General features: G+C 68.4%; 22 protein-coding genes and 1 other RNA gene. 2 read left to right on the plus strand and 21 right to left on the minus strand.

All coding sequences use genetic code 11. The features are described from left to right. Nucleotides 1-352: 352 nt before the first annotated feature. Nucleotides 353-913 carry a cysteine hydrolase family protein gene (locus G539_RS0119255; protein ID WP_029076640.1) on the plus strand — a complete coding sequence of 187 codons (561 nt, stop codon included), beginning with the start codon at nt 353-355 and terminating at the stop codon, nt 911-913. A gap of 81 nt (nt 914-994) precedes the next feature. Here G539_RS0119255 and ftsH read toward each other — a convergent pair whose 3' ends face one another. The 21 genes from ftsH to G539_RS0119355 all read right to left on the minus strand — a co-directional run bounded on the left by ftsH (nt 995) and on the right by G539_RS0119355 (nt 19,098). Then, nucleotides 995-2,917 (minus strand): ATP-dependent zinc metalloprotease FtsH, encoded by a 1,923-nt coding sequence (ftsH, locus tag G539_RS0119260; RefSeq protein WP_029076641.1) that lies wholly within the window; start codon nt 2,915-2,917, stop codon nt 995-997. A gap of 126 nt (nt 2,918-3,043) precedes the next feature. Further along, nucleotides 3,044-4,369 carry a tRNA lysidine(34) synthetase TilS gene (tilS, locus tag G539_RS25530; protein ID WP_156912047.1) on the minus strand — a complete coding sequence of 442 codons (1,326 nt, stop codon included), beginning with the start codon at nt 4,367-4,369 and terminating at the stop codon, nt 3,044-3,046. After that, entirely contained in the window at nt 4,356-5,324 is a 969-nt protein-coding gene (gene ybgF / locus G539_RS0119270) for a tol-pal system protein YbgF (RefSeq protein WP_169516669.1), read from the minus strand. Before ybgF ends, tilS begins: the two co-directional genes overlap by 14 nt. Nucleotides 5,325-5,576: 252 nt before the next feature. Next, a complete protein-coding gene (gene pal, locus G539_RS0119275; protein WP_029076643.1) occupies nt 5,577-6,086 on the minus strand; it encodes a peptidoglycan-associated lipoprotein Pal in 510 nt (169 codons plus the stop codon). Nucleotides 6,087-6,342: 256 nt separating this feature from the next. Next, nucleotides 6,343-7,722 carry a Tol-Pal system beta propeller repeat protein TolB gene (gene tolB, locus G539_RS0119280; protein ID WP_029076644.1) on the minus strand — a complete coding sequence of 460 codons (1,380 nt, stop codon included), beginning with the start codon at nt 7,720-7,722 and terminating at the stop codon, nt 6,343-6,345. 76 nt (nt 7,723-7,798) lie between these two features. Further along, nucleotides 7,799-8,782: a cell envelope integrity protein TolA gene (locus tag G539_RS0119285; protein WP_029076645.1), complete on the minus strand. Its 984-nt coding sequence runs from the start codon at nt 8,780-8,782 to the stop codon at nt 7,799-7,801. Nucleotides 8,783-8,785: 3 nt separating this feature from the next. Beyond that, nucleotides 8,786-9,238 (minus strand): protein TolR, encoded by a 453-nt coding sequence (gene tolR, locus G539_RS0119290; protein ID WP_029076646.1) that lies wholly within the window; start codon nt 9,236-9,238, stop codon nt 8,786-8,788. Nucleotides 9,239-9,240: 2 nt separating this feature from the next. Further along, nucleotides 9,241-9,936 (minus strand): protein TolQ, encoded by a 696-nt coding sequence (gene tolQ / locus G539_RS0119295; RefSeq protein WP_156912073.1) that lies wholly within the window; start codon nt 9,934-9,936, stop codon nt 9,241-9,243. A gap of 240 nt (nt 9,937-10,176) precedes the next feature. Then, the gene (gene ybgC / locus G539_RS0119300; protein WP_029076648.1) at nt 10,177-10,629 is read right to left on the minus strand and encodes a tol-pal system-associated acyl-CoA thioesterase; all 453 of its coding nucleotides are present in this window, start codon (nt 10,627-10,629) and stop codon (nt 10,177-10,179) included. A 17-nt stretch (nt 10,630-10,646) separates the two neighbouring features. Beyond that, nucleotides 10,647-11,684 carry a Holliday junction branch migration DNA helicase RuvB gene (gene ruvB / locus G539_RS0119305; RefSeq protein ID WP_029076649.1) on the minus strand — a complete coding sequence of 346 codons (1,038 nt, stop codon included), beginning with the start codon at nt 11,682-11,684 and terminating at the stop codon, nt 10,647-10,649. A 106-nt stretch (nt 11,685-11,790) separates the two neighbouring features. Then, on the minus strand, nt 11,791-12,408 hold the full coding sequence (gene ruvA / locus G539_RS0119310) for a Holliday junction branch migration protein RuvA (protein WP_029076650.1): 618 nt from the start codon (nt 12,406-12,408) through the stop codon (nt 11,791-11,793). A gap of 54 nt (nt 12,409-12,462) precedes the next feature. After that, complete coding sequence (gene ruvC, locus G539_RS0119315) at nt 12,463-12,969, minus strand: crossover junction endodeoxyribonuclease RuvC (protein ID WP_029076651.1); 507 nt, start codon at nt 12,967-12,969, stop codon at nt 12,463-12,465. 149 nt (nt 12,970-13,118) lie between these two features. Further along, nucleotides 13,119-13,868 carry a YebC/PmpR family DNA-binding transcriptional regulator gene (locus tag G539_RS0119320; protein ID WP_035831607.1) on the minus strand — a complete coding sequence of 250 codons (750 nt, stop codon included), beginning with the start codon at nt 13,866-13,868 and terminating at the stop codon, nt 13,119-13,121. A gap of 90 nt (nt 13,869-13,958) precedes the next feature. Beyond that, nucleotides 13,959-15,056, minus strand: coding sequence for a tetratricopeptide repeat protein (locus G539_RS0119325; RefSeq protein ID WP_029076653.1), 1,098 nt, complete (start codon nt 15,054-15,056; stop codon nt 13,959-13,961). Then, entirely contained in the window at nt 15,053-15,724 is a 672-nt protein-coding gene (locus G539_RS0119330; RefSeq protein WP_029076654.1) for a thiamine phosphate synthase, read from the minus strand. The genes G539_RS0119325 and G539_RS0119330 overlap by 4 nt, the downstream gene beginning before the upstream one ends. An 82-nt stretch (nt 15,725-15,806) precedes the next feature. Continuing rightward, a complete protein-coding gene (locus G539_RS0119335) occupies nt 15,807-16,601 on the minus strand; it encodes an inositol monophosphatase family protein (protein WP_029076655.1) in 795 nt (264 codons plus the stop codon). 112 nt (nt 16,602-16,713) lie between these two features. After that, the gene (locus G539_RS0119340) at nt 16,714-17,535 is read right to left on the minus strand and encodes a TIGR00282 family metallophosphoesterase (protein WP_029076656.1); all 822 of its coding nucleotides are present in this window, start codon (nt 17,533-17,535) and stop codon (nt 16,714-16,716) included. A gap of 18 nt (nt 17,536-17,553) precedes the next feature. Beyond that, on the minus strand, nt 17,554-18,126 hold the full coding sequence (locus G539_RS0119345) for a 5-formyltetrahydrofolate cyclo-ligase (RefSeq protein WP_156912048.1): 573 nt from the start codon (nt 18,124-18,126) through the stop codon (nt 17,554-17,556). 43 nt (nt 18,127-18,169) lie between these two features. Then, nucleotides 18,170-18,328: non-coding RNA, 6S RNA (ssrS, locus tag G539_RS26795), on the minus strand. 105 nt (nt 18,329-18,433) lie between these two features. Next, the gene (locus G539_RS0119350; RefSeq protein WP_029076658.1) at nt 18,434-18,805 is read right to left on the minus strand and encodes a cell division protein ZapA; all 372 of its coding nucleotides are present in this window, start codon (nt 18,803-18,805) and stop codon (nt 18,434-18,436) included. Nucleotides 18,806-18,816: 11 nt separating this feature from the next. Then, entirely contained in the window at nt 18,817-19,098 is a 282-nt protein-coding gene (locus G539_RS0119355) for a DUF4164 domain-containing protein (RefSeq protein ID WP_029076659.1), read from the minus strand. Between the two features lie 298 nt (nt 19,099-19,396). On the opposite strand from G539_RS0119355, the gene tkt reads away from it, so the two are divergent. Next, nucleotides 19,397-21,388 carry a transketolase gene (tkt, locus tag G539_RS0119360; RefSeq protein WP_029076660.1) on the plus strand — a complete coding sequence of 664 codons (1,992 nt, stop codon included), beginning with the start codon at nt 19,397-19,399 and terminating at the stop codon, nt 21,386-21,388. The last annotated feature ends 12 nt before the right edge of the window (nt 21,389-21,400 follow it).

Genomic DNA, 21,400 nt, shown 5'->3' on the forward strand with positions numbered 1-21,400 from the left:
TCCGGAACGGGGCCGTGCGTCAAATCAAGAACCCGAACCAGCGGCTCATCCGATCGGAGAGGCTCCGCTGCGGGCATTCGCGGCAGTCATAGACTAGCATGGCGCCGAAAGGGTTCAAAAATCATGAGCGGCTGTTACACGCTCCCCTCGCCACGACCGAGACGTCGCAACCGGCATCGATCGGCACCTTAAGTAATTTTACCATAAGGTCCAGATTTTACTGAGATTTCCGGAATTCTGCGATTACCGGCAGGCCGGCGCGGCGAATGTTTCAGGACGATATGGAATGTGCATTCCGCAGCGGGAGACGGGATGGCAAGGGAGGCTTCCTTCCCCCGAGCAGGAGCTGCCCATGAAGGCCCTCATCATCATCGATATGCTGAACGACTTCTACACCGGCGTGCTGCAGAACCAGGCGCATGCCGCCAGGATCGTGCCCGTCATCCGCGATCTCATCGACCACGCCCGCGGCCGCTCCGACTGGCTGGTCGTCTATTCCAACGACGCGCATCGCGCCGACGACGCCGAGATCGCCGTCTGGGGCCCGCATGCCATGGCCGGCACGCGCGGCGCCGACGTCATCGACGAGTTGACGCCGATCGGCGCGCCGCGCGAAATCGTCTCGCCGAAGCGCTTCTACGGCGCCTTCGACGAGACCGGGCTCGACGCGATCTTCAAGGAGTTCGGCGTCACCGACGTGGTGGTGGTCGGCCAGCACACCCATTGCTGCGTCCGCCACACCAGCTACGGCGCCTTCATCCGCGGCTACGGCATCGAGATCCCGGCCGACGGCGTCTGCGTCTTCGACGGCGTCGACAACGAAGCGGCGATCGACTACCTGCGCACGATCTACGGCGCGACGATCACGGACTCGGCCACAATCATCGCGGCCGACATCGCCAAGGCGGCCTGATCCGCGCCGCGCCGAAAAGCGCGCACGAAAAAGGGCGGGACCGCGAGGCCCCGCCCTTTTTTCATGTCTTCCGCCGCGCCATCAGGACTGCGGCTGCGGCTCCAGGCCGGGGTCGCCCTTCGGGCGCGGGCCGCGCGTGGTCGGAACCACGGACGGGCGCGAGGGCGGCACGTCGTCGCCGGTGTCGCGGATCGGCGGCTTGCCGTCGAGCAGGTTCTTGATCTCCTCGCCGGACAGCGTCTCGTATTCGAGCAGCCCTTCGGCGATGGCGATGAACTTGTCGCGGTTCTCGGTGATGAGACGCCGCGCCTCGCTCTCGCCCTCCTCGATCAGCTTGCGCACTTCCTCGTCGATGATCTTGGCGGTCTCGTCCGAGATGTTGGTCGACTGCGCCACCGAATGGCCGAGGAAGACCTCCTGCTCGTTCGAGCGGTAGCGGACGCGGCCGAGGCGCTCCGACATGCCCCACTCCATCACCATGGAACGGGCCAGGCTGGTCGCCATCTGGATGTCACCGCTGGCGCCGGTCGTCACCTTCTCCGGACCAAAGGTCAGGATCTCGGCCTCGCGGCCGCCGAACAGCATGATCAGGCGCGACTTGGCCTTCTCGTAGGTCCAGTTGTAGCGGTCCGACTCCGGCAGCGTCATCACCATGCCGAGCGCACGACCGCGCGGAATGATGGTGGCCTTGTGGATCGGGTCGATGGTGGACGACAGCAGCATCGCGATGATGGCGTGGCCGGCCTCGTGATAGGCGGTGTTGCGCTTCTCGTCGGCCGTCATGGCCAGCGACTTGCGCTCGGCGCCCATCATCACCTTGTCCTTGGCGTCCTCGAACTCGGCCATGGTGACGATGCGCTTGTTGCGCCGCGCCGCCAGCAGGGCCGCCTCGTTGACGAGGTTCATCAGGTCGGCGCCGGAGAAGCCGGGGGTGCCGCGGGCGAGCGTCTTCAGCTCGACGTCGGGCGCCATCGGCACCTTGCGGGCATGCACCTTCAGGATCTTCTCGCGGCCGACGACATCCGGGTTTGGGATCACGACCTGGCGGTCGAAACGGCCGGGGCGCAGCAGCGCCGGGTCCAGCACGTCCGGACGGTTGGTCGCGGCGATGATGATGACGCCTTCGTTCTGCTCGAAGCCATCCATCTCGACGAGCAGCTGGTTCAGCGTCTGCTCGCGCTCGTCATTGCCGCCGCCGAGGCCGGCGCCGCGATGACGGCCGACCGCGTCGATTTCGTCGATGAAGATGATGCAGGGCGAATTCTTCTTCGCCTGCTCGAACATGTCGCGGACGCGGGACGCGCCGACACCGACGAACATCTCGACGAAGTCGGAGCCCGAGATGGTGAAGAACGGCACGTTGGCCTCGCCGGCGACGGCGCGCGCCGTCAGCGTCTTACCGGTTCCCGGAGGGCCGACCAGCAGCACGCCGCGCGGAATCCGGCCGCCGAGGCGCTGGAACTTCTGTGGGTCGCGCAGGAACTCGACGATCTCCTGCAGGTCTTCCTTGGCCTCGTCGACACCGGCGACGTCGTCGAAGGTGACGCGGCCATGCGCCTCGGTCAGCAGCTTGGCCTTGGACTTGCCGAAGCCCATCGCCTTGCCGCCGGCGCCGCCCTGCATCTGGCGCATGAAGAAGATCCACACGGCCAGGATCAGGAACATCGGGAACCACGAGATCAGGACGCCGATCAGCGAGGTGCCGCCTTCGGTCGGCGGCTTCGCGGTGATCGAGATGTTCTTGTCCTCGAGCCGCTTCACCAGATCCGCGTCATTCGGCGCGAAGGTCTGGAAGCTCGCATTGTCGGTGTAGCTGCCGGTGATCTGCTGGCCGGCGATGACGACGCTGCGCACGCGGCCGCTGTCGACGTCGCTCAGGAACTGCGAATAGGCAATGTCCTGACCGGCGGCGCGCGGGCCCGGGTTCTGGAACAGGTTGAACAAGGCGATCAGCAGCAGGCCGATGATGACCCACACTGCGAAGTTGCGAAAATTCGCGTTCATCAGAATCCCTTCAAGGGCAGGATGCGGCCGGGTGCCGCTCATTTCAGGCTAAGATAGGTGGCCCGACCGCTGAAGCCAATATGAGCATGGCCATTGAAAGCGCGGAAAATGCGGCAATGGTTTAGATCAGGCGCCCGGATCGTCATGGCGGGCGGGATCGCGCATCCGCGCCGCAACCAGCGATGTCGCCGAAAAGGCGATGTCGAGCGCCGGATCCGGCGCAAGGCCGAGGGCTGGACAGGCCAGGATCGCCCCGCCGCGCCACAGCGCGGGCAGCGCCGCGATGGCGCGCGGCATGCCGCGCGGCGCATGGTCGATCAACTGCCGCCGGCCCGTCTCGCCGAGCGGCCCGAGGACGAGGCCCGAGACCCCTCCCCCCGCCACGACCACCCGGAAGCGGCCATCCCATATCCCTTCGAACCCGGCTTCGACGACGAGCGCGGGCAAACCGTCGCGCCCCCCTTCGCGCTGGAACCGGAACCCGTCGCCGTGGCGATCGACGACGACGCCGGCGAGCGTCCGCGCCGCGAAGGCATCCTCGGAGCCCATTGCCGCCGCCAGCGCCTCGACGCCCTCGAGACGCGGCACATAGGCGGCGCCACCGACGGCGCGCAGGATGCGGGCCAGCGCGCGGAGGCGAATCTCCTCCGGCTCGCCGCGCCAATCGTCTCGCCGCAACCGGACCATGCCGAACGCGTCGGCCTCGGCCGCCCGCTCGAACAGCCGCCCGACATAGGTGTCGAGCGCGCTCGCGGCGCGGGCCAGCCGTTCCGCCGTGGCGGAAAGCGTCGCGGCATCGAGCCCTTCCGCCGCCAGCACGGGCATCAGCCGGCGCATGCGGACGCGATCGAAGGAGGTATCGGAATTGTGCGGATCCTCGACCGCAACGAGCCCGGCCGCGCGCACTTCCGCGACGAGTTCGGCATGCGAGAGGCCCAGCAGGGGCCGGACGAGGCGAAGGCCGGCCCTGTCCGTCTCGGCCGCCATCGCCGCCAGCCCGTAGACGCCGGAGCCGCGCGCGAGGCGCATCAGGAAGGTCTCGGCCTGGTCGTCGCGGTGATGCGCGGTGGCGAGGTGGGTGAGGCCCTCGGCGCGGGCGGCTTCCGCGAGAAGCCGGTAGCGCGCGGCCCGGGCGGCCGCCTCGATGCCGGAAGACGGCGCCGGACCCGCCCAGCGCAGCACCCGGCACGCAACGCCGTATTGCGCGCAGACATCCGCGACGAAGCGCGCCTCGGCGGCGGATTCCGGCCGCAGGCCGTGATCGACGGTCAGGACGACGAGGTCGGGACGCCCCGGCGCGGCGGCGCGCCAGCGTTCGGCCAGCATCAGGAGGGCGAGGGAATCGGCGCCGCCCGAGACGGCGAGCCCGACACGCCGCAGGCCGGCGAAGGGCGCGAAGATCGCTTCGAGCGTCTCCGGCGCGAGCAAACCTTGTTGGTCAGCAGCTGGCACTGGCCTGTTCTTGCTTGACCCGCTGCAAGAGCGCGTTCGAGCTCTTCGGGTACTGCTTCAGCACCTCGGTATAGGTGGCGCAGGCGGCCTCGCGCTGGTTCATGCCGGCGAGCGACATGCCGAGCTTCAGAAGCATGTCGGGGGCCTTGGCGCTCTTCGGATACTGCTTGTAGCCGGACAGGAAGGCATCGGCGGCGCCGCGGAAATCCTGCCGCGCGAACTGGCTCTCGCCGACCCAGTACTGCGCGTCGGCGGCGAGCGGATCCTTCGGATGCGCCTGCAGGAACTGGCGGAACGCCGCCTCGGCGACGTCGTAGTCGCCCTTCATGACGAGGCCGTAGGCCGCCTCGTAGTCGCCCCGCGCCGTACCGGTCGGCTGCGGCGCGCCCCCCGGCGACGGACCACCGCCCTGCGAAAGGTCGATCGGCGCGTTCGGGTCGAGCGTCAATTGTCCGAGCGCGCGTGGTGGCGCGCCAGGGCCACCCGCGGCCGGATCCATCTCGCCGTCGGTGGAGCCGATGGTATCGCCGATCGCGTCCGATGGCGGCGGGGCGCTGCGCTGCGCCGGCGCCGCGGCGCGCGGGCGCGCCGCCGGAGCGGCGTCGGAACGCTTGCCGCCGCCCTCGACGCCCTTCAGGCGGAAATCCGTGTCCTGCTGCGCGCGCTGCAGCTGCTCCTGCAGCTGCCGCAGCTGGTAGGTCAGCTGCTCGATCTGGCCGGTCATGTCGCGCATCTGCTGCTCGATGCGGTCCATCCGCATCGCCGCCTGCGCCTCGCTCTGCGTCGATTGCGCCTGGACGACGCCACCGATCTGGCCGGGCGGCTGCAGGCCCTGCTCGGATCCGCCGCCGCCGCGAAGCTTGTCGAACAGGCCGGCGCCGGCCGGTCCCGTCGCCGTGAAGGTCAGCCCCGCCGCGAGCAGCATCGCGGCCAGGGTCGGGAGTCTCTGTCTCATCAGCCCATCCGTTGAACAATCATTGCGACACGGCACCGCCGCACCGCTTCGTCGATGCATTTCAGGGGCTTGAGTTCGGCCAAAGTTGGGCCGCCCGGTCGTTTCCGCATTCCACGCAAACGCGGACGGAACCTCGCTCCATGTCCGATCGCCTCTTCGTCACGTGAACCGATATCCGCTTCGCACGAGGCGCTCAAACAGAAACGGCGGCCCGAGGGCCGCCGTTCCGGTCAATCGTATGGTGGAACGCGCTCAGGAACCGGCGTTGTTCAGCACGGTGACGGCGCGACGGTTCTGCGACCAGCACGAGATGTCGTTGCAGACCGCGACCGGGCGCTCCTTGCCGTAGGAGATGGTGCGGATGCGGTTCGGCGCGATGCCGCGCGAAACCAGGTAGTTCTTGGTGTTGGTGGCGCGACGGGCGCCGAGCGCGATGTTGTACTCACGCGTGCCGCGCTCGTCGGCGTGGCCCTCGATCGTCACCTGGTAGCGCGGATACTGCTGCAGCCACTGCGCCTGCTTGTCGAGCGTGCCACGGTTGTTCGACGAGATGTCGGTCTGGTCGGTCTCGAAGAAGATGCGATCGCCGACATTGACGACGAAGTCCTGGGCGCTGCCCGGGGTCGCCGAACCAATGCCGCCCGCACCGAGGCCACCTGCACCGCCGGCGCCCGGCTTGTTGGCGCATGCGGCCAGCGCGAGAGCTGCGCCAATGAACACGACGAACTTGGCGCCGCGCAGAATGGGTAGAGAATTCGCCATGAAGATAACTCCTTGTCCACCATACTCGGACATGAGGCGGTCTTAGCAGCCCGTTGGTTAAGCACGGGTTCAAGAACGTGGTTGAGAGGAGGTTAACGCCGTCCGCTCGACCAAGGTCCGGTGGTGGAGAATGCAAGGCCCCGTCTGGGTTTCCCTATGCCTAACGCGGCGGGGAAACATCGTTACCGAAACGTGTTCGACATAAAAAATGCCGCCGGCGCGGTGCGTCGGCGGCATGGAAATTAACCAAGCGGGCCTAGTTGATCAAGGGCGACCAGGCCGGGTCCGATCCGAATGCCGGGGTCGGCACCTTGAACTCGTTGTAGCCGGTCAGGTCGATCGACCAGAGCTGCGGTCCGCCATTCGCGCCAGGCGTGTCGCGGAAGAACATCAGCACGCGGCCGTTGGGCGACCAGGTCGGGCCCTCGTTGTGGAAGCCCTCCGTCAGGATGCGTTCGCCGGAACCGTCCGGCTTCATCACGCCGATGGCGAAGCCGCCCGGCGCCTGCCGGGTGAAGGCGATCAGGTCGCCGCGCGGCGACCAGACCGGCGTCGAATAGCTGCCCTTGCCGAAGGAGATGCGCTGCGGATTGGAGCCGTCGGCGCCCATCACGTAGATCTGCTGGCTGCCGCCGCGATCCGAGGTGAAGACGATGCGCGAGCCGTCCGGCGAGAAGGACGGGCTGGTGTCGATCGAGGCCGAGTTGGTCAGCCGGGTCGTGCGGCGCGAGCGCAGGTCCATGGCGTAGATGTTCGCGTTGCCCTGGTCCTCGAAGCTCATGACGATGCGCTGGCCATCGGGCGAGAAGCGCGGCGCGAAGGTCATGCCGGGGAAATTGCCGACGAGTTCGCGCTGGCCGGTCTCGATGTTGAGCAGATAGACCCGCGGCTGGTCGGCGCCGTAGGACATGTAGACGACTTCCTGCGCCGCCGGGCTGAAGCGCGGCGTCAGGACGAGGTCGTTGCCGCGCGTCAGGTAGCGCGAATTGGCGCCGTCCTGGTCCATGATGGCGAGGCGCTTGACGCGCTTGTCCTTCGGGCCGCTCTCGTCGACATAGACGACGCGGCTGTCGAAATAGCCCTGCTCGCCGGTCAGGCGCTCATAGATCGCGTCGGCGATGATGTGGGCGACGCGGCGCCAGTTCTCCGGCGTCGTGTAGAACTGCTGGCCGGCCATCTGCTGGCCCGCATAGATGTCCCACAGGCGGAATTCGGCACGCAGGCGGCCATCGGACTGGCGCGTGACGCCGCCGGTGACGAGCGCCTGGGCGTTGATCACCGTCCAGCTCTGGAAGTTCGGCGTCTGGTTCGGGTTCGAGATCTTCTCGATGAACGAGGCCTGGTCGAGCGGCAGGAACAGGCCCGAGCGCTTCAGGTCGGCCGCGATCACGCCGGAGACGTCGGCGGCGAGCTGCGCGTCGGCCTGCGTTCCGCCGATGAAGGTCGGGATCGCGATCGGCAGCGGCTGGACGTTGCCCTGGGTGACGTCGAGCTCGATCAGCGCCTCGGCGCGCTGCGTGAAGGGCACCGTCGCCGCCACGAACGCCGCGGCGAAGAGCAGCGCCGCGCCGAAGCTCATGCGTGTGAAGCGGCTCGAACCGGCCGCTGCGCCTTTGTCGGGGGCGTGAACCGTCATGGTGGTGTTCCTGTAATCCAAATCGTCTGGGTTCGGTTGTGGCCGAAGATAACGGCAGGGCGGTGACGGCGGGCGATCATCCTTGCGGCGAGAACCGCATCTGGACCTCGCTCCAGAGATTGTATTTCTCGACGGGCAGCTGGTAGGGGCCGCACTGGAGCACGGCGCGCACGGCGCTTTCCGCCGCCACGGTGCCGTACTGGCTGGCCGGATATTGCTGGATCGACGGCACGCCGTTGACCGTGCCGTCCTGGTTCAGGCTGAACCGGATCGTCACCGTCACCTCGCTCGGATCGGTCCAGCCGACGGGGATGTTCCAGCAGCGCTGCACCTGCGAGCGCAGCGCGTCGATCTCGCTCTGCGTCATGCGCGCGCTCGGGTTGCGGGCCTCCTCGGCGCCGAAGGATTCCGGCTCCTGGCTGGCGGTCTCGCCGCCGGTCGGCTTCTGGCGATCGAGCAGCGCCGCGATCCGGTCGGCGTCGAATTTCGACTCCGCCGTGCTCTGGCTCTGCTGCTGGCTGGTCTTCTCGGCCGGCTTCTTCGGCGCCTCGGCCGTCTGCACGGGCTTCGGCGGCGTCGGCTTGACGCGCGGCTTCGGCGCCGGCTGCGGCGGCGCGGCCTCGGCCTGCTGCTGCGGAGCGGGCTCGGGCGTCGGCTCCGGCGGCGCGGGTTCGGGCTTGGCGGGCTCGGGCGGCGCCGGTTCCGGCGGCGCGGGCTCTGGCGGCGCGGGCGTCGGCTCGGGCGGCTTCGGCGCCGGCGGCGTCGGTTCAGCCTTTGGCGGCGGCGGCGGTGGCGGCGTCGCGGGCGGGGTCGGCTTCGGCGGCGCGGGGCTCGGCTTCGGCGTTTCCTTCTCGGCCGGCTTGTTCGGCGACGGCTTGTCCTTGACCTCGGCCGTCTTCTTGCCCTTCTGCAGGCTGGTCACCTCGGCGATCGGCACGAGGTCGACCGGCATCGCCTCGACCATGGTGACGTCGAACGGCTTGCTGCTGGGCAGCCCGATCAGTCCCCAGGCCAGCAGCGAGAGGTGGGCAGCGACGGAGGTGACGAGCCCGGCGCGCATCGATCAGCTGTCCGTGGCCTCGGTGACGAGACCGATGTTGCGATAGCCGGCGCTGGAAATGGCGCCCATGACCTTCATCACGGCGCCGTAATTGCTGGTGCGGTCGCCGCGCACGAAGATACGCTCCTCATAGCCGGCGGCGGCGATCGCCTTCAGCTTGGGAACGAGTTCGTCGAGCGGAATCTCGGTTTCCTGCAGGAAGATCTTGCCCTCGGCGTTGATGCTCACCGAGATCGGGTCCTTGTCGGCGGTCAGCGCCTTGGCCTGGCTCTGCGGCAGGTCGAGCGGCACGCCGGCGGTCAGGAGCGGCGCCGACACCATGAAGATGATCAGCAGCACGAGAATGACGTCAACGAAGGGCGTGACGTTAATCTCGCTCATCACGCCCGTCGAGCGGCGACGCCGGCGTCCACCGCGTCCGCCGCCTCCCGAACGACCTCCGACCGACATGCCCATGCTCAGGACCTCTCGTCGATCTGACGCGACAGGATGGCCGAGAACTCATCCGCGAAGCCTTCGAGGCGCAGCGAGATCTTGCCGGCGGCGCTCGAGAGCTTGTTGTAGGCGATAACGGCCGGGATGGCCGCGAACAGGCCGATGGCGGTGGCGAGCAGCGCCTCGGCGATGCCCGGCGCCACGACGGCGAGCGACGTGTTCTTGGAGGCGGCGATCGCCTGGAACGAGGTCATGATGCCCCAGACCGTGCCGAACAGGCCGATGAACGGGCCGGCCGAGCCGACGGTGGCGAGGAACAGCAGGCGGCTCTCCATGCGCTCCGCCTCGCGGGCGAGCGTCACGTCGAGCACCTTGTCGATGCGCATCTGCAGGCCGATCGGCGACTTGGCGCCGCTCTCGAAGGAGCGCTTCCATTCGCGCATCGCCGCGACGAACAGCGCGGCCATGCTGGTGGCCGGGCGGCTGGCGAGCGAGCGGTAAAGCTCCTCGAGCGACTGGCCCGACCAGAACACCTTCTCGAACCGGTCGATCTGGCGACGGATGCGGCCAAAGAGCAGCACCTTGTCGATGATGATGGCCCAGCTCCAGATCGACGACACGATCAGGCCGAGCATCACCAGCTTGACGACGATATGAGCCTGCAGGAACAGGGAGATAAGCGACAGGTTCGCCGGCGCGTCGAGCGCTACCTGGCCCACGTCGGCCGGATTCATTCGCGTACACCCTCTCGGAGTTGATCACTCGCAGCGACCGGCGCGAGGATAGGAGTCGTATCCACCATCGATCCCTGCCACGGAACATGTCCTGCAAGCATCAGGCCGGACACGACAATCCGGCGTGGTGTCTCGCCTTCAAATTTGTTCATTTGAGGGCGTTTCCGCCAGTTCGGCCCTGCCGCCGCGACGCTTCTCTATAAGGGCGTCATGGTTAAGCAATGGTTATTCCGGCGCCACTGCAAATCGGGCGGCGAGGCTCTCGGGAATGCGCTGCGCGCGCCCCGCGCGGTTGACCAGCACGACGGTCACCACCGCCTCGATCAGCACCTCGGAGCCCCTGCGGATGGTCTGGTTGAGCAGGATGCGGGCGCCGCGCACCTCCTTCGGCCGCGTCACCACCTCGACCACGTCATCGATCCGCGCCGGGCGCTTGAAGTCGATCTCCATGCGATGCACGGCGAAGGCGATCGGCTCGCCCGTCTCACCCGCGTCGAGCGCGCTGTGGTGCACCCCGAGCAGGCGGACATAGTCCGACCGCCCGCGCTCCAGGAAGCGCACATAGGAGCCGTGATAGACGACGCCGGAAAAATCCGTGTCCTCGAAATAGATCCGGACCGGCAGGACATGGCCTTCCGGCGTATGCCGCCCGGCGAGATGCGGATGGTCGTCGGTCATCTGGGGCCTCTGCGCGGCTATTTGCCGGGATCGAACATCTGGATCTGCGCCGCGACGTCTGTGGTCGGCACGGCCAGGCCGAGATGGCGGAAGGCGTGCGGCGTCAGCAGGCGGCCGCGCGGCGTGCGCTGCACGAAGCCCTGCTGGATCAGATAGGGCTCAACGATCTCCTCGATCGCGTCGCGCGGCTCGGACAGCGCCGCGGCGATCGTCTCGATGCCGACGGGACCGCCGCCGAACGAGACGGCGATGGTCGACATGTAGCGGCGGTCGAGCGAATCGAAGCCCATGCTGTCGACCTCGAGGCGGAGCAGCGCCCGGTCGGCGACCTCGCGCGTGATCGTGCCCGGCCCCTCGACGATGGCGAAATCGCGCACTCGGCGCAGCAGCCTTCCGGCGACGCGCGGCGTGCCGCGGGCGCGACGCGCGATCTCGGTGGCGCCGTCGGCCGTCATGCCGATGCCCATCAGCCGCGCCCCGCGCGTGACGATCAGCTCCAGCTCCTCGACCGTGTAGAACTGCAGCCGGACGGGAATGCCGAAGCGGTCGCGCAGCGGCGTCGTCAGCAGGCCGAGGCGCGTCGTCGCGGCGACCAGCGTGAACTTGGCGAGATCGATCTTGACCGAGCGCGCCGCCGGCCCCTCGCCGATGATCAGGTCGAGCTGGAAATCCTCCATCGCCGGATAGAGCACTTCCTCGACGGCCGGGCTCAGGCGATGGATCTCGTCGATGAAGAGGACGTCGCGCTCCTCGAGATTGGTCAGGAGCGCCGCGAGATCGCCCGCCTTGGCGATGACCGGGCCCGAGGTGGCGCGGAAACTCACGCCGAGCTCGCGCGAGACGATCTGCGCCAGCGTCGTCTTGCCGAGACCGGGCGGACCGACGAAGAGCACGTGGTCCAGCGCCTCCTTGCGGGCGCGGGCGGCCTCGATGAAGACGGAGAGATTGGCGCGCGCCTGCGCCTGGCCGACGAAATCGGCCAGCACCTGCGGCCGGAGCGTCCGGTCGATGTCGTCTTCCTGCTGGGCCCCGGATACCAGGCGGCTATCGCTCATTCTTCCTCCCGCGACGGCGATGGCCGCGCGCAAAATCCGTCCCGTCCGTAGCAGATGCGGCCGGCCGGCACCACGCCGGCGCCGTCAGCGCGACCGCTCGCCGCTGTCATCGCGCCAGTTCCTTGAGGCCGAGGCGGATCAGCGTCTCCGTCGTCGCGTCCTCGCCGGCCGAGCGCGCGGCGGCGGCGACAGCGGCGCTCGCCTGCGCCTGCTGGTAGCCGAGATTGGTGAGCGCCGAGACGGCGTCGGCGACCGCGAGCGGCGCGCGACGGTCGGCGAGATCGTCCTGCAGCGAGATCGCGGCTGGATCGATGCTGGAGAAGGCCGGCGCCTTGTCCTTGAGCTCGGCGATGATGCGCGCCGCGACCTTGGGGCCGACGCCCGGCGCCCGCGACACCTGGGCCTTGTCCTGCATCGCGATGGCGTTGGCGAGATCGGCCGGCTTCAGCACGCCGAGAATGGCGAGCGCCACCTTGGAGCCGACGCCCTGCACAGTCATCAGCAGGCGGAACCACTCCCGCTCGACGTCGGCACCGAAGCCGAACAGCTTGATCATGTCCTCGCGGACATAGGTCTCGATGGCGAGCTGCGCCGCCTCGCCGGGCGATGGCAGCCCCTGCAGCGTGCGGCTCGAGCAATGCACGAGATAGCCTACCCCGCCGACGTCGAGGATCACCCAGTCGTCGCCATAGGAATCGACGATGCCCTTGAGCTTACCGATCATGCTTCCCCCGCCTCCGCGAGCCGCCCGACGCGCCGGGTCCTGCCTCTGAAAGGGTCACGCCATCCGCATCATGCGGTTGAGGGTGACGCGATGATGAACGTGGCAGATCGCGATGCCGAGCGCATCGGCCGCGTCGTCCGTGTCGAACTCGGCCTTGGGCATCAGCACCTTCACCATCATGCGGATCTGCTCCTTCTCGGCGTGGCCGGCGCCGACGATCGTCTTCTTCACCGCGTTCGGTGAATACTCGGCCACCGACAGGCCGGCCAGCGCCGGCACCAGCAGCGCGATGCCGCGCGCATGGCCGAGCTTCAGCGTCGCGCCGGCGTCCTTGTTGACGAAGGTCTGCTCGACGGCCGCCTCGTCGGGCTTGAACTGCGCCATCACGGCGGTCAGCCCCTGGTGCAGCGTCACCAGACGGTGCGCCAGCTCGCCGTCGAGCTGCGCCTTGACGGTGCCGGAGGCGACGAAGGAAAGCTGGTTGCCACGGCTGTCGACGATACCCCAGCCGGTGCGGCGGAGTCCGGGGTCGATGCCGATGATGCGAATCGTCTGGGTCATGCCCAAGGCCTAGCCGACCCTTGCCCGCTTGGGAAGAACATTCGGGGAACATCGGTGCGGCGACCGCGCCAAAATTGGCTCCAGAACGAAGAAAGCCGCCCCGGTGCGGAGCGGCTTTCCGTCGATTGCCAGAAATCCGGCGCCCGGGATCAGGCGGCGGTCAGCTTCTGCATGATCTCGTCCGAGACCTCGAAGTTCGTGTAGACGTTCTGCACGTCGTCATCGTCGTCGAGCGCGTCGATCAGCTTCATCACGCTCGTCGCCTTCTCCTCGTCGACGGGGACGAGGTTCTGCGGCTTCCAGATCGCCTTGACCGATTCCGCCTCGCCCAGCGTCTCCTCGAGCGCCTTGGAGACGTCGCTCAGGTTCTCGAAGGCGGTGATGATCTCGTGGCCATCCTCGCTGCTCTGGACGTCGTCGGCGCCCGCCTCGATCGCCGCCTCGAGGACCTTGTCGGCCGAGCCGGCTTCCGGCTTGTAGAGGATCTGGCCGACGTGATCGAACATGAACGAGACGGCGCCGGTCTCGCCGAGCGCGCCGCCCGAGCGGGTGAAGTAGGAGCGCACCGCGCTCGCCGTGCGGTTCTTGTTGTCGGTCAGCGCCTCGACGACGACGGCGATGCCGCCGGGGCCGTAGCCCTCGTAGCGCATCTCGTCATAGCTCTCGCTGTCGGCGCCGGATGCCTTCTTGATGGCGCGGTCGACATTGTCCTTCGGCATGTTTTCCGCGCGCGCGTTCTGGATGGCCAGGCGCAGGCGGGCATTCATCTTCGGGTCGGGCAGGCCGAGCTTGGCGGCGACGGTGATTTCGCGCGCCAGCTTCGCGAACAGCTTGGAGCGCTTCGCGTCGGCGGCACCTTTGCGGTGCATGATGTTCTTGAATTGTGAATGTCCGGCCATCAGAGGCGTCCTGTCAGCGAGAATTGGGGGCGGCGCTGCGCCGCGCGATCGCCCGCTTTATAGGGGCAAGAAGGCCCGAAATAAAGCCGCCTAGCCTCCGGCAGGCCAGCGTTCCGCTGCGGCTTCCGCGCTTTTCCGGTCGGCATCGGGGAGCTTCGAGACGAAGTCGTCGAGCCATTCGTCCTTGACGCCGCCCTTGACGGCGATCAGGTGCCACTTGGCCGCCTGGACCGGATCGCGGGGCGTTCCCATGCCGGTCGCGAGCACGCGGGCATAGCGATTGGCGCCGACCGCGTTGCCGGCTTCGGCGGAGCGGCGGAACCAGCCGGACGCCGTGATCACGTCCTTCTTGGTGCCGGTGCCATTGAACAGGCGGATGCCGTATTCGACCGCCGCGTCGGGGTGCCCGGCCTTGGCCGCCTTGGCGATCCACATCGTCGAGATGCCGTCGTCGAGCAGCACGCCCTCGCCCTCGGCATAGAGCTGCGCCAGCGCGAACTGGGCGTCGATATTGCCCTGGCCGGCCGACTTGCTGAACAGCGAGGCCGCCTTCTCCGGGTCCTTCGGGCGGACGCCGCCTTCCAGATAGAGCAGGCCGAGATTGTAGAGCGCCTGGGGCTCGCCCCATTCCGCCGCCTGCTCGAAGGCGTCGGCGGCCTTGGCGCGGTCCTTCTTCACGCCGCGGCCGTCGAGATAGAGCACGCCGAGGGCGAGCTGCGCGTTGGGATCGCCGGCGAGCGCGCCCTGCTGGTACCAGGCGGCGGAAGCCTTGTCGTTCTGCTTGACGCCGAGGCCCTCGCCATAGAGGCGGCCGAGCAGCGTCGCGGCGGCGGCGTCGCCGCGGCCGGCGCGGTCGAGCGCGATCGCGGCGGCGGTCAGGTAGAGGCCGCGCTGGAAGGCGCCGAAGGCGACGTCGCCCTCGGCCTCGTCGCCGAGCGCGCGCCCGGACTTGAGCAGGTCCTCGGCGCTCGGCATCAGCCCCGCCTCGGGCGGCGGCACGCCCAGCGTACTGCCGCCGAGAACCGGCGCGATGGAGAGCGGCTTCGGTTCGGCCGGGCTGGTCGAGCCGGTCGGCGCCTCGCCGGTCGCCGTCTTCGGCTTCGCCACCGGAACCGGCGCCTTCTCGGCCGCGGCGGGCAGCGCCGTGGCGAGGGCAAGGACGGCGAGGATGGCGATGCGGGAGATCATGGCGTGGCTTCGGCCTGGCGCGCGAGGATCAGGCGGTTCGCCTCGGCGACCGCGGCGGCAGGCCCCTCCGGGTGGTTCCAGATCGCGCTCCTAAGCGCGACGAACTCGATATGCGCGTCGACCGCCGGCTCGACCGAGGCGAGCGTGTTGCCGCCCATGACGATGGCCGGGATCTCGAACATCGCCGACCACCAGGCCGCGAGGTCGAAGCTCTTGTCGAAGCTCTGTTCGCCGCTGTCGCCGTCGAAACGGCCGAAGAAGAGGTAGTCGCAGTCGGTTTCGGCGGCGAGCATGGCGTCATGCCGGGTCGCGACGCCGCCGGCGCCGACGATGTGGTCCGGCCGCAGCGCCGCGACCGCGTCCTTCAGATCGGCGAGGCCGGTGTCGACATGCAGCCCGTCGGCGCGGGCGCGGCCGAACAGGCGCGTATCATTTGCCACGATCGCGGCGACGCCGTTTTCCTGCGCCACCGGCACCAGCGCCTCGGCGAGGCGCTGCAGCTCGGTCGCGTTCGCCGTCTCCGAGACGATGAACAGGGTCGCGACGTCGCCCGCCTTCAGCGCGGCGTCGAGCACCGGCGCGAAGGTCGCGGCATCGGCGCCGGCGGGCGTGACGAGGCAGAGGCGCGCAAACGGCTCCGGCGGGGGGGACTTTTTCTTCTTGGCCATGGTCGCTTTCGGAAACGCGCGGAAAAGACGCCACAGCCATATGGCGAAAGCACGACGGCGTTCAAGCCGTCGCGCGATCGGATCAGCCGCGCGAGCCGGTCAGCGCGGCGAAAAGCTTGCGCTGGATCTGCTCATTGCCGCAGCAGATGCTCTTGGTCTCGATCATGCGCTCGCCGCCCCACAGGTCGGAGACGTAGCCGCCCGCCTCGCGGACGAACAGCCAGCCGGCGGCGATGTCCCAGGGACGCAGGTTCTCCTGCCAGAAGCCGTCGAGACGGCCGGCGGCGACCGAGGCGAGGTCGAAAATCGGGGCGCCACTGGCGCGCAGGCCGGCCGTCTCGATCATGACGGCCTGCATCTTGCGCACGGCGCCGGCATGGTCGGGCGTGCCGAGATGCGGGATGCCGGTACCGATCACCGCGTCGGCGAGCGCCGCGCGGCCGGCGACGCGCAGGCGCCGCTCGTTCAGGAACACGCCGGTGCCGCGCTCGGTGACGTAGAGATCGTTGGTGACCGGGTTGAACAGCACGGCCGCGACGATCTGCCCTTCCCGCTCGAGCGCCAGCGAGATGCCGAAGACGGGAATGCCGTGCAGGAAGTTGGTGGAGCCGGCGAGCGGGTCGACGATCCAGCGATGGGTCTCGTCGGTGCCCGGCAGCTCGCCACGATCCTTGGTCAGGAAGCCGTAGCCGGGCCGCGCCTTGGTCAGTTCGGCGATCAGCGCCTGGCCGGCCTTGCGGTCGGCGGCGCTGACGAAATCGGCCGGGCCGCGCATCGAAACCTGCAGGTTCTCGATCTCGCCGAAGTCGCGGGCGAGCGGGCGGCCGGCCTTGGTGACGGCGCTGACCATGACGTTGAGAAGGGCCGAGCGGGCCATGGGCGAAACTCCTGCAGCATCGTCCGGCGGTGTCGATGCGAACCGCACCGGGACGGAGCAATTTCAAATGGGGGAAGCGTTTGCTTCTCCCATCACGGAATGGCGACCGCCGTCAACCCCAGAAGCTCGGCAGCCGCTGTTCGAGCACGCCGCCGATGGCGAGCGGCGCCACCGCCGTCGCGAGCCCGGTGGTGTCGTCGACCTCGACGCAGAGCCCGCACAAGGTCGCTTCGGCCTGCGCCGGCTGGAACCGCCCGGACGGGACCTTGGTCAGGAAACGGCGCACCGGCTCGTCCTTCTCCATGCCGAGCACCGAATCATAATCGCCGCACATGCCGGCGTCCGACTGGTAGGCTGTGCCGCCGGGCAGGACGCGGCAATCCGAGGTCGGCACGTGGGTATGGGTGCCGACGACCAGCGTGACGCGGCCGTCGAGATGGTGGCCGATCGCCTGCTTCTCGCTGGTCGCCTCGGCGTGGAAATCGACGACGATCGCGTCGGCCTGCTCGCCGAGCGGACAGGCGGAGACCTCGCGGTCGATCACCGCGAACGGATCGTCGAGCGCGTCCATGTAGATGCGGCCCATTGCGTTGACGACGAGAACGCGGGCGCCGTTGCGCGCCACGAACAGGTTGGCGCCCTTGCCCGGCGTGCCGAGCGGATAATTGACGGGCCTGAGGAAGCGCGGCTGGCGCTCGCAGAAGACCAGCGCCTCGCGCTGGTCGAAGGCGTGGTTGCCGGTGGTGATCACGTCGGCGCCGGCATCGAGCACGTCGCGCACGATCTCCTCGGTGATGCCGAAACCGCCGGCGGCGTTCTCGCCGTTGATGACGACGAAATCGAGCCGGTAGCGCTCGATCAGGCCGGGCAGCTGGTCGATGACCGCGTTGCGGCCCGACCGGCCGACGATATCCCCCAGGAAAAGCAGTCGCACACGAACCCCCTTGATCGTTCAGCCGGTTTTTGGCGCAGCGATCAGTTCGGCCTCGGTCAGGATGAAATCGAGGGGGATGTCGTGCGGCTCAAAGGGCACTTTGTCGACCTCCTGCACCGCGAAGGCAAGCCCGACGAGCAGCGGACGCGCGCCCGAGGCGACGATCGCGGCGACGGCGCGGTCGTAATGGCCCTTGCCATAGCCGATGCGATGGCCGGCCCTGTCGAAGGCGGAGAGCGGCAGGAGGATGATGTCGGGCACCAGTTCGGGGGCATGCGCCGGCGGGCCGACCGTGCCGAAGCCGGCCGGCGCCAGGGTGACGCCGGCATCCCAGCGGCGGAAGCGCAGTGTCTCGCTGTCGAGCAGCACCGGCAGCGCCACGACGGCGCCGGCGGCGCGCGCCCGCTCCAGCAGCGGCCGCGGATCCGCCTCGCTGCGAATCGGCCAATAGCCGGAAACGACCTGGCCCGGCGCGTCGAACAGCGGCCCGGCATGCTGCAGGAAGGCGGCGTCGGCCTCGGCCCGCGCCGAGGCGTCGATCGCGTCGCGACGGGCGAGCGCGTCGCCGCGCAGGATTGCCTTTGAAATCACGGGATCCGGACCGCTGGCGGCAAGAGAAGCAGAGGGAAAGGGTGGCGAGCCACGATGGGCCGATGGAGTGATCGATCCCGGGAACCTACAGCGTAGGTGGGCGCCGTATGTCCGGAACCAGGGCTCCGGTCAGGGACAGCTCCCTTTTGGATCGATAAGGCCCCGGGGAATTGTGATCTCCTGTCGCACCGCGCAGCCTCGCCACCTGCAAATATAGGCGACCGGGAAGCGCTCCGCCAGCGATCTCGGCGCGAAGCTCCCAGAAGCTTTCGCTGCCTCGGTGTCGCAGGGAACCGAAGGGGCCGGCTCAGTCGCGCTTGTCGCCGGAGACGAGCTTCTCGGCCAGGCTTTCGAGACGGATCGCCGCCTGCTCGATGGCGCGCGCCATGCCGGCTTCCGAATCCTCGAAGCGCTTGATCACTGCCGTCTTGGTCTCGTTCATGGCGGCGAGCTCGGCCTCGAGCCGGCGCGCCTGGCGGCGCGATTCGGCGAGCTCATCGCCCATGGTGAGCGCCGCCATCACGGTCAGCCGCTGATCGCCGATTTCGCCGAAGCTCTGGCGCAACTGCTCGATGATCTCGTTCAGCCGGTCGGCGAGGCCCTCGAGATGCGACTCCTGGCCGTCGTCGCAGGCCATGCGGTAGGTCTTGCCGTTGATGGTGACGCTGACCTGCGACATGCCCTCTCCCGTCACCCGTCCTGCCGGTCGAGCACGGAGCGAATCGTTTCCATGGCGGCGACCAGGCGGCGGGAGACTTCCTTGTTGGCTTCCTCGAGGCGCTCGGAACGGGCCTCGGCGGCGTCGACCGACTGGGCGAGGCGCGACCGGTCGAGGCCGATGCGCTGCATTTCCATCTCGATCTCGCCGAGCCGCGCGCCGGCATTGAGCCGCCGGTCGACCGCTCCCTCCAGCCCGTCCAGCGCTGCATTCAAGCGCCGCAACGCACCGTCCATGGGCGATGCCCCACGCATTCTCGGCGAAATCTCCCTGTCACACCGGACTGAAACCGCTTCGGACATTAGGCAGGCCCCGAACGGGGCGTCAATGGGCTCTGACGGGCCGGTGAATATCCCGGATTTCCGAGGACTCGCGACGATTGTGGCGGCGCACCTGCGTCAGGCCGCGAGATTGACTCACCAAGGTGGTCTGGTATTTGTCGCAGCGCCTTTCCGCGACGGTCCGGCGGCCTGGTAGATACCCCACAGAACAACGCGGCCGCGCGCTGCCCGACAACCGGGCAGACGCCCGGCCCATAGCGTGGAAGCAGAGATGACAGCAGCTGAAACTCACAAGCGCATGGCCAACGCCATCCGTGCGCTCGCGATGGACTCGGTCGAGAAGGCCAAGTCCGGCCACCCCGGCATGCCGATGGGCATGGCCGACGTTGCCACGGTGCTGTTCTCGCGGTTCCTGAAATACGATGTCAACGCGCCGTTCTGGCCGGATCGCGACCGCTTCATCCTGTCGGCCGGCCACGGCTCGATGCTGATCTATTCGGTCCTGCACCTGCTCGGCTCGAAGGAACTGCCGATCAGCGAGCTGCAGAACTTCCGCCAGCTGCATTCGAAGACGCCGGGCCATCCCGAGAACTTCGTCACGCCGGGCGTCGAGACCACCACCGGTCCGCTCGGCCAGGGCCTCGCCATGTCGGTCGGCTTCGCGCTCGCCGAGCGCATGCTGAACGCCGAATACGGCAACGACCTCGTCGATCACTACACCTATGTGATCGCCGGTGACGGCTGCCTGATGGAAGGCGTCAGCCACGAGGCGATCGACCTCGCCGGCCACCTGAAGCTGAACAAGCTGATCGTGCTGTTCGACGACAACAACATCACCATCGACGGCCGCGCCGACCTGTCGACCTCGATCGACCAGGTCGCCCGCTTCAAGGCGAGCGGCTGGAACGCCGAGCGCGTCGACGGCCTCGATCCGGAGGCGGTCGCCGCCGCCATCGAGCGCGCCCGCAAGTCCGACCGCCCGACCATGATCGCCTGCAAGACGATCATCGGCTATGGCGCGCCGACCAAGGCCGACAGCCATGCCTCGCATGGCGCGGCGCTCGGCGACAAGGAAATCGCCGGTGCCCGCGAGGCGCTCGGCTGGCCCTACGCGCCGTTCGAGATCCCGGACGACGTCTACGCCGCCTGGCATGACGCCGCCGCCAAGTCCGGCGCGCCGCGCGCCGACTGGGAGAAGCGCCTCGCCGCCGCCGACGCCGCCGTGCGTTCGGAGTTCGAGCGCCGCATGAAGGGCGAACTGCCGGCCGGCCTCGACGCCGCCGTCGACGCCTACAAGAAGTCCCTGTCGGAGACCAAGCCGAAGGTCGCGACCCGCAAGTCGTCCGAAATGGCGCTCGACATGCTGGCGACCGTCGTGCCGGAACTGGCTGGCGGCTCGGCCGACCTGACCGGCTCGAACCTGACCCGCGCCAAGGCGCAGCAGCCGCTGACGCCGGACGACTACTCCGGCCGCTACATCCACTACGGCATCCGCGAGTTCGGCATGTCGGCGGCGATGAACGGCATCGCGCTGCATGGCGGCTTCATCCCGTATGGCGGCACCTTCCTGGTGTTCACCGACTATGCCCGCCCGGCCATCCGCCTCTCGGCGCTGATGCATGAGCGCGTGATCTACGTCATGACGCATGACTCGATCGGTCTCGGCGAGGACGGCCCGACGCACCAGCCGGTCGAGCACCTGGCGGCGCTGCGCGCCATCCCGAACCTGCGCGTGTTCCGCCCGGCCGACGCCGTCGAGGCGGCGGAAGTCTGGCAGATTGCGATCGAGAGCCAGAAGAACCCGTCGGTCCTGGCGCTGTCGCGCCAGAACCTGCCGACGCTGCGCACCGAGCATGTCGCGGAGAACAAGTCGGCCAAGGGCGCCTATCTGCTCGCCGGCCCCGCGACCGCCGACGTGACGCTGTTCGCCACGGGCTCCGAGGTCGAGATCGCCATGAACGCCAAGGCGAAGATCGAAGCGGCCGGCCGTACGGCCCGCGTCGTCTCGGTGCCGAGCTTCGAGCTGTTCGAGGCACAGGACGACGCCTACAAGGCTTCGATCCTCAACGGCTCGACCGTGCGCGTCGCCATCGAGGCGGCGATCCGCATGGGCTGGGACCGCTTCATCGGCGTCGATGGCATCTTCATCGGCATGAACGGGTTCGGCGCCAGCGCGCCGGCCGACAAGCTGTACGAGCATTTCGGCATCACGGCGGACGCCGCGGCCGAAGCGGCGCTCGCGCGGCTGAACACCAACGCCTGAACTTTTGACTGA

Origin of the sequence: Kaistia adipata DSM 17808, from assembly GCF_000423225.1 — a bacterium.
In the GTDB taxonomy this organism is placed as follows: Bacteria; Pseudomonadota; Alphaproteobacteria; order Rhizobiales; family Kaistiaceae; genus Kaistia; species Kaistia adipata.